The sequence below is a fragment of the Paraburkholderia nodosa genome, from assembly GCF_001718195.1.
Classification (GTDB): domain Bacteria; phylum Pseudomonadota; class Gammaproteobacteria; order Burkholderiales; family Burkholderiaceae; genus Paraburkholderia; species Paraburkholderia nodosa_A.
The window spans coordinates 39490-47572 of sequence record NZ_MCNV01000043.1 but is presented as its reverse complement, the minus strand read 5'-3'; the positions used below and the strand labels follow the sequence as shown (position 1 = coordinate 47572).

General features: G+C 58.7%; 8 protein-coding genes and 3 pseudogenes. 10 read left to right on the top strand and 1 reads right to left on the bottom strand.

Going from position 1 to position 8083, the window contains the following annotated elements; genetic code table 11:
* The 10 genes and pseudogenes from BFD71_RS36845 to BFD71_RS39940 form a co-directional block, all read left to right on the top strand.
* Positions 1 to 850, top strand: an 850-nt coding sequence (locus BFD71_RS36845) for an ABC transporter ATP-binding protein (protein WP_141710940.1), incomplete at its 5' end; no start/stop codon positions are given.
* Between the two features lie 222 nt (positions 851 to 1072).
* Positions 1073 to 1363, top strand: coding sequence for a hypothetical protein (locus BFD71_RS39955; protein WP_083245695.1), 291 nt, complete (start codon positions 1073 to 1075; stop codon positions 1361 to 1363).
* Between the two features lie 77 nt (positions 1364 to 1440).
* Complete coding sequence (locus BFD71_RS36840) at positions 1441 to 1689, top strand: hypothetical protein (protein ID WP_069269119.1); 249 nt, start codon at positions 1441 to 1443, stop codon at positions 1687 to 1689.
* Positions 1690 to 1747: 58 nt separating this feature from the next.
* Positions 1748 to 1964: pseudogene (locus BFD71_RS42550) on the top strand (hypothetical protein).
* Positions 1965 to 2141: 177 nt separating this feature from the next.
* Positions 2142 to 2411, top strand: a complete 270-nt coding sequence (locus tag BFD71_RS36835) for a hypothetical protein (protein ID WP_141710939.1) — start codon at positions 2142 to 2144, stop codon at positions 2409 to 2411.
* A 32-nt stretch (positions 2412 to 2443) separates the two neighbouring features.
* Positions 2444 to 2683 carry a hypothetical protein gene (locus tag BFD71_RS36830; protein ID WP_069269117.1) on the top strand — a complete coding sequence of 80 codons (240 nt, stop codon included), beginning with the start codon at positions 2444 to 2446 and terminating at the stop codon, positions 2681 to 2683.
* Positions 2684 to 3005: 322 nt separating this feature from the next.
* Positions 3006 to 3470 (top strand): type II secretion system major pseudopilin GspG, encoded by a 465-nt coding sequence (gene gspG / locus BFD71_RS36825; RefSeq protein ID WP_069269116.1) that lies wholly within the window; start codon positions 3006 to 3008, stop codon positions 3468 to 3470.
* A gap of 380 nt (positions 3471 to 3850) precedes the next feature.
* On the top strand, positions 3851 to 4591 hold the full coding sequence (locus tag BFD71_RS36820) for a sulfite exporter TauE/SafE family protein (protein WP_069269115.1): 741 nt from the start codon (positions 3851 to 3853) through the stop codon (positions 4589 to 4591).
* A 147-nt stretch (positions 4592 to 4738) separates the two neighbouring features.
* Positions 4739 to 5287: pseudogene (locus tag BFD71_RS36815) on the top strand (aspartate carbamoyltransferase).
* A gap of 523 nt (positions 5288 to 5810) precedes the next feature.
* Positions 5811 to 6023 (top strand): annotated as a pseudogene (locus BFD71_RS39940) (IS110 family transposase); the annotation flags it as partial.
* Positions 6024 to 6771: 748 nt separating this feature from the next.
* On the opposite strand, the gene BFD71_RS36810 reads toward BFD71_RS39940, so the two are convergent.
* The gene (locus BFD71_RS36810; protein ID WP_141710937.1) at positions 6772 to 8016 is read right to left on the bottom strand and encodes a hypothetical protein; all 1245 of its coding nucleotides are present in this window, start codon (positions 8014 to 8016) and stop codon (positions 6772 to 6774) included.
* Between the last annotated feature and the right edge of the window lie 67 nt (positions 8017 to 8083).

Genomic DNA, 8083 nt, shown 5'->3' with positions numbered 1-8083 from the left:
GACCCAGCATGTCGCCCGTCTTGCGGAGGCCGCGCAGTCCTTGCTCATCCCGCGGGAAATGGAGCAGGGAGTGGACGTCCCGGATCTGCAGATTCGCGACGCGAACATTGATTTTGAGAATATCTCGTTCTCGTATCCGGGACGACGTCGCGTGCTGGATCACTTCAACCTGCATATCGATGCAGGGCAGCGCGTTGGGCTTGTCGGAGTGTCCGGTGCCGGCAAAAGCACGGTACTCGCGCTGCTCCTTCGCTGGTTTGATCCACCTGCGGGCGCCGGCGCAGTATGCATATCGGGGCAGCGCCTATGTGACGTGAGCCTGAGGAGCCTGCAAGACGCGGTGAGTATCGTGCCTCAGGACATTTCGCTGTTCAACCGTTCGCTGCTCGACAACCTGCGCTACGGACGCCCTGAGGCAACGGAAGATCAGGTGATGAAGGCCTGCGAGTATGCAGGGTGCCTGGAGTTGATCCGTTCGTTGCCCGACGGCCTGAACACCGTTGTGGGTGAGCATGGATCGAGCCTTTCTGGCGGCCAGCGGCAGCGAATCGCGATCGCGCGCGCCTTTCTGAAGGACGCGCCAATCCTCTTGCTCGATGAGGCGACGTCCGCACTCGATAGCGCGTCGGAAGCTGTCGTCCAGGCTGTGCTGGAAAAGCTAATGAAGGGCCGTACGGTTGTGGCCATCGCTCATCGTCTTTCGACGTTGCAGAACTTCGATCGCATCGTTGTGATCCAGCACGGGCGCCTTGTCGACGATGGCACGCCGCGGGAACTGACGCGTCGGCCCGGAATCTATCGCGATGTCCTGCTACGCCATGAGCGCCGCGCCGGGGTAATGCAAGCCTGACACGACTTTCGCTGTACAAACGGCTGGAGAGGGGTAACATGGGTGCATCAGTCGACCTGCGACCGATCCCAGCCCTCTTCCTGCAGCCTTCCTCGGGGATCGAGCCGCCTCCCTCCATCGCAGACCACGAAACGCGATCGACCGCTGTCCAGATGTGTCGAGGCGGTCGCGTGCGTCCTTATCTCCGCTTTTGCCGCAAACGTGCGGCCAGAAGGTGACATCATGACTGTCGCTGCCCGTCTCTACCGTGGACTTGAGATTTGCCCACTGGTTTATCCGCACCGGCCAACCGCGTCCGGTGCCTGCCATAACTACGACGAGGGGTTTGATGCGGCTGTACGAATCCTGGGACCGGAGGAGCCCGACGGCACTCAACGGAGCCGGGTGTTTTGCCTCGCAGCCAGCCGCCCATTCGGCAGTGCGGGCGATGCGCGTCGTGCATCGATCGAATATGCAGAGCGCCTCATCGATACCTGTTCACCGGGCGAGACTGTGGTCGATATGAAGTCCTGAACGTTTCTCCATTCACGTATCCGCTGTTCCGCGCTGGAGCAATGGCTATGGCTTTCTGATATCGATGGAGGTTCACCGTGAACAGAAACGACCTGCTCAGACGCATCCAGGTCCGCGGCCGCGACATTATCGATGAATATCTTCCGTCGGATGCGAACGCCGACCTGGATAGCCTGATCGGCGACCGTCGCCATGAGGTCGATCCGGAAGCGTACCGGATGTTCGTCGCAGTTCGCGCGCTGTTGCGAGAAAGCGGTATGCCAGGTTGCGAGTCGGATTGCGAGGCGGGGCAGATCATGGCCCTTCTCAGCAGGCGCGCAGCCTGACGACGACGATGGACTCTGCGGCAGCTGGAAGCCGCACCCTGATTGACAAGGTGAATACATGCGTTCCGATTCAATCCGTTTCCGGATCGTCCCAACACCCCGTCGGACGGACGGGGAATACATGGCGCACGCGCGTATCAGCGCCAATCGTGCGGATGGCAGCGAGTAACGACGTTCATCTTAGTGGTGACCTGGCTGGATTCGAAGCACGCGAGGATGCCATTGCCTATGCGAAGCGCTGGGCGCAGCAATGGCTGGACACGCGCTTCGGATAGGAACGCCAGGGCACTGCTGTCGGGTAGAAGGCCGGACGTGTCTGCATCGGATGGACTGCAGCGTATCCAACGGGTCGAGCGGTCTTTTGCTGCATTGGACGGAAAGATAACGCAGCCTTACCGCGGAGCAATGTCCGCCATCACGCGACGGACTTTACGGGATCTGATGGGAGGCATATGGAAACGCGGATCGATACATTCAACGGTTGGCAAATGAAGGCAACAGTAGCAAGCAGACTCACCCCGGCGGGGGAAGCGAGATACTTCATTGTCGAGCCGCCCGTGTACGGTGAGACATCGGAATGCTTATCGAAAATTCGCGCGGACACCGAGTACATCAAGGGTCCATTCGATGATCCCGATGACGCGTTTCGAGCGGCTTTCGATGTCTGCAGACGGGTGATCCAGCAGGCCGAAAGTTCGCGGAACGTGCAGAAGATTGACTAACCGGATTTCTCTATCGTTCTCGCGGGGCTTCCATGCTTCGAGTTTTCTCGCATCGCGGCTTTGATATTCATGTGAGGCTGACGGAGGCTTCCAGAGGCCTGTATGACGCAACGTTCTGGATAACAGGAAACGACAATGTCGGCGTGGTCGAAGAACTTGGCGCCGAGACGAAGCTTTGCAATGGGCCGCTCACTCGCGAAAGGGCTCTGGAGATCGCAGAGAAGGTTGGTCAAGCGGCTATCGATGCCGTTCTGGGAGAGGACGAGTCGTAAGCATCGGCATTTCGTTCAAAAACGGCGAACACCTGGAGTTGGCAGCCCACTGGGAGCCCCAGACTTCGGTGTTCTTCGAAACTCGAAGCTGGCGACAGCAATGGCCACTTTCGCACTCTAACTCTGATCCCCGTATCGGCGCACGACGACACGTCTCCGGTCGGAGCGCAGGATCGCTCCTCATCGTCTGGCGGCTCTGAAGACTACATTTACTTTACATCCCTGGCACGACAAAACTTGGAATGACCGGCCGGGCCTGTTTGACCGCTCTCTGGCCGCGAGGAAGCCCGAGCGTTTCTTCCCGAACAATAGGCATCATGTTATGAAAATGAGGACTGGTCGCCGCAAGGAAATCGTGGGTCTGCACGGGCGTGATCAGCAAGGGTTTGCTTTTAAAAGAGTCATCGTCGTTGTCGCGATGTTCGGCTTGCTCGCCGCGCTAGTCACCTTGAAGATCATGCGCGGCCCGGAAGGAGCGAGGCGTGTCGCTGCGAAACAGGACATCGGCGCGATCGTGCAGGCGATGAGGCAATACCACCGCGACAATGGCCGCTATCCAACCCAGGAGCAAGGCCTGCGGGCGTTGACCGAGAAACCTGCTACCAATCCGGTGCCAATCTTCTGGAAGGACGGAGGCTATCTCCGGCGTTTGCCTGATGATCCATGGGGCAACGCGTATCGGTATCTCAATCCGGGTGTGCATGGTGAGGTCGACGTATTCAGCTATGGCGCCGACGCAAAGCAAGGCGGTGAAGGCGACGACGCCGATATAGGCTCGTGGGAATAGCGGGCGCCCTTTCACTGTGTACCCGATGCATAGCCGCAGCGGTACCCGTCGGTCCAACTACGTGTGCTATGCGTCATGCGTGGGTTCTGGAAGGCGATGCGCGACCGACGTGATTTTCTCTCGAATGGCACGTCGTGGGGGGCCAAGCCGACGTTCGAACGTCCGCGCGGAGGTGTGGGCCATCACCTGTGAGTGACTAAACTCGGATGTCCGTCGACAGCTTGTGCGTAGCAGATCGCCTTTGCCGATGAATTTCTGTAGTCGGCCCGCCGTCGCCGGTCTATCCTGCGTACGGGAGAATGCCGCTACTTTACGTAGAGCGGGCATTCGCCAGTTTACGGTGCGTTACTGTCGCTCCAACATCCCGGTTAACACGCGCAATGATTGATTTCCAGACACTGCTGATCTGCGGTGCGTTTCTGGCGGTTGCGTTGCTCTACGCCAGCACAGGGCAAGCTGGCGCTTCTGGTTACATCGCCATAATGGCGCTGATGGGATACGAGCCCGATAGCATCAAGCCTACCGCGCTTGTCCTGAATATCCTGGTCTCCCTGGTTGCAAGCTGGCGCTTCATACGGGACAGTCATTTTGACTGGGATTTGTTCTGGCCATTTACATTGCCGGCCGTACCGATGGCGCTATTAGGTGGCTATATAACGCTCCCGAATGCAGGGTTCGAGTATTTACTTGGCGCACTTCTGTTGATCGCTGGAACACTGTCGCTGGCGCGTAGGCCATTGAACGACCAGGCTGTGCGACCACCACCTAAGTCCGTCGCGCTCGCTTGGGGAGCAACGATCGGCTTGGCCTCGGGGCTGACCGGAGTGGGTGGAGGCGTCCTAATAACACCGCTCCTGCTGTTTTGTGGATGGTCATCCGTCCGCACCGCTGCGTCCGTTTCCGCGCTGTTCATCCTCTGCAATTCCATTGCGGCGCTGGCAGGTGATTGGACCGCCACAAATCACCTTCCACATGGGATTGGTCCGTTGGCGCTGATGGTGCTCGTGGGGAGTTGGTTCGGGGCATATCTTGGCAGCCGCTGGCTGTCGCCTCGTCAAATTCGTGGCTTGCTTGGCATTGTGTTGATCATTGCCAGCTTGAAACTGCTCCTGCCCATTTGAATTGGCGTAGCTGGCCGCATCTTCGGCGATGATACGACGCACATAGCGGACGCGCGAATACGGCGTACTGCGACGTATGATTGCAGTCATAGTCCGCGCAGCATACCGGCAGCTAAACTGCTTGCGCACTTTCGACTGGAGTACCCCATGGAACGCTCTTCAGCAACTGTCATCGTGGCATGGGCTGTCGTCCTGCTCGGCGCCGCCGTTCTCTCGTCGCCCGCCATCGCCGAAGTCACGGCACGCAAGGGGGACGTTGCGCAACAGGGCGCAAAGGTGATGCCATTCTCGCTTGCCGCTACCACTCACATTTTTACGAAGACCGCAGACGGCGGGATCCAGCAGGTCGTCACGAAGCATCATGATCCGAAGCAGGTCTCCCTGATCCTCAGGCATCTGACCGGAATCGCCCAGCAGTTCGCGGCGGGTGACTTCGAGGCGCCGGAGCAGATCCACGGTGGCGATATACCGGGCCTCGCTGCCCTGCGGACAGCCCAGCCGGGCAAACTGAAGATCCACTATCGAGACTTGCCCAATGGCGGCGAAATCGTGTAATGCTCGGACGAGCCTCGCCTTGTCGCCGCGCTGCACGTGTGGTTCGATGCGCAGTTGTCCGATCATGGCCAGGCCGCGATGGCCCGGCACGATTCCGGCATGATGCATCAATATTCAATGGACGCTTCGACAGCTCAATAGGCCGCGAAGGTGAACATGATCGATCCTTCCGATTTCTTCAGTGAACATGCGGTGGCGGTCATGCGGAAGTGGCCGGACGCGCTGCGCGATTCAGCGCTGGTACGATGGGGGCACTTACGTATTCAATCGCGGACAGCGGGTCGAGTTGGTCTACCGGACGCAAAGCCGTTGATAGCGGCCACCCGAATCTCATGGAGTGTCAAGTGAGCGCGGAGATGCCGGACGCGGTCGGCCGTAGTCGACCCGATATAGATAGTCCGTTCCGCTTTCGTTGATACTTGTTGCACTGGCAGCTTGCTGCCAGTGCAGGCGGAACATGCACCCGCGGGCTACGAATAAGTCGACCCAAACGCCTGGACGTTTGCCGCTTTAGCTTCGAGTCCGCGGGTGCGCTTGCGCTCGTCAACGAATACTCTGGGTTCGCCGTCGCACCGGCTCACTATATTGCCTTCGCAGAGCACAAGCATGCATGTCCCTACTGGATAATCTATCACTCTCAGGGGGCCTTCACTGATCGCTTACGCTGTTGCGCCATCCCGAGCGATTTGCTCCGCTCAGACCGCAGAGCGCAAGCATGCGTTCCCTAATGACCCTGATCGAGCAGCGACGTGAACTGGTTGGTGACAAGACGCGATTCACTAATCGCTTGTGCAATACGCTCAAGCAGTATTATCCGCAGGCGCTGGAATGGTTCGAGCATATCGACACGGTGCTGTTCTGCGACTTTATTGCCCGGTGAGTGTAGGCTTGTTTCAAGTGGCCGACAGGCATCCCCACCGGCAGCGAAGGGCGATCGGGTTGGTTCGGTAGTGCTCGCGGCATCGACTATGTGTGTCACGTCACAGCGTACTGCGGACGCTCGATTGTCCCTTTCCGACTTTTGTCGAGCGGCCGTAGATGGCCGACACCGGCAGCGCTTTCGGCGCCAGATCTTTCAACCGAATCCGCGCCTGCCGTCGATCTCGCAGTGACACAATTGTTGTCGCAACTGTGACGGATTTATTGCGAACTACGGGTGTGCCGCTAGCGGTGCCGATGGCACCGCTTTCGCGAGCCAGGTTACGCCGTAAAGCTGGTTGATAGCTCCAAGTCGAAAGCGCGTACAACTGCTGCGGGCTGCGGTTTCCGCCCGCACTACGAAGAATGGGGACGACCATCATCGGGAAAGCCACCAATAAGATAAACCGTGGCACCAGCGGACACCGGCACGATCAGTATGACGTGCCGGTGGCGAATGTACATCGTGTGTTGCCAGTCAGCCCTCGCGAAGTCGTTGAACTGCTTGCTCTCTTTCCTCGCCGCACCGATGTCGCGATGCCGGCACACGTACCGTCGTCGCCATCCTTGCCGGCTCTCCAGGAAGCGCGCACAGCAGGGTCCGCGACCAGCACACAGCGCGCTATTCTGGTCTCCCCTTGGGAATTGGCGCAGTCACTGAGTATTCGCCGCAACGGAGAGGTCTGATTTCTCATCTCGCGCTACTTCTATTCGGGCTTGTCGGCCGGACCATAAGCGACAGACGGTTCTCTTCCGGTATTGGCGATATGGTCGATGAGCGCGAAGAACGGGTCCACCGCATACCCGGCAATGAACGCGAGTGCGAGAGGCGAAGCCGAAATGGAGCTGTCCATGAACTTGTCGAATAGCCCGATCACCGTGCCCACGATCGCAGCGACGATCACGCGCGCGTGATTGGAACAGCGCGCATGCGACGCGTGATAGGTGTAGCTTCTGGTTCGGGCGCACAGGTCCCGAAGAATGAATGCGAACGTGCCAAGGACCGCGTATAACACCGGCAGTAAATACGCGATGATTGCGCTCCAGAAAAAATCGCTGGTGTGTTCAGCATTCTGCGCCATTGCCCGAATGTCCTGATACACCGCGAGTTTTTCCATGCCATCGTCGATGGCGTGCTCGGGTCCTTTGGGCTTGGGGTCGTCCGTGTCGGCATTGCTCCACCAATTCTTTGGGAGCAGCATCGGCAGGGTGACTTCGAGATTTTCTCTACGGGTCGAAGCGTTCGCCATCCACGGCGACTCGTAGGGGTTCTCGCTGCCATGAAGGGAGAGCCGTTCGAGCCAGATTGTTTCCGCGTAGAGCTGGCGGTTGTTGCGCGCGAACTCCTGAAGCTGTTCCTTTATGACGAGAACAGAGGGTGTCAGCGCCAGATCGGCGTCGATCCCGGGTATCTCCCCGGAGACACGCGACATGCCTTGTTTGGCCGAGACTGGCGTTAGCGGAGTTTTTTGAAGGGATTCGAAGGCATCGCATCGACTTTTAGTCGAGGTAATGGAAATGCGCTGCCGTTCCAGGGCCTCGTGGAGCGGAATGGCGATTTTGTCGTTCTTGTCGATCAACGCCTTGCCGCTCTCCGAAAGCTTCGAGTCGACGAACATGACCATGGAGGCGGGCACAATGATCAGCGTCAGCAAGAGCGCCAGCGAGAAATAACGCCGTGCCGCTTTCCTCGCCGCCTTCATGACTTTCGGATCGAGCGCCTCCGCGGTGACGGGCTTGATTGCGTTAGCCAGATCGCTTTGCGCGCAATACAGCTTCGCTTGAAGTGAAGCGGCCCAGTCGCCGCGCATTTGCGCTTCGCGAGCCATCGCAATCGTTTCTGAAATCTCGAGTTGGATCGGTTTTCCGGCGCGAGCGGCATAGGCCAGCATCCTTTCGGAGTCTTCAAGGAGCTTGACGACGGATGGCCCCATAAAGTTAGGACTGGACATGATCAACCTCGAAGTGATCGCTGTTGGCAAGGTACGAGACCTGGATCGCATCCCTTAAGCATCCATC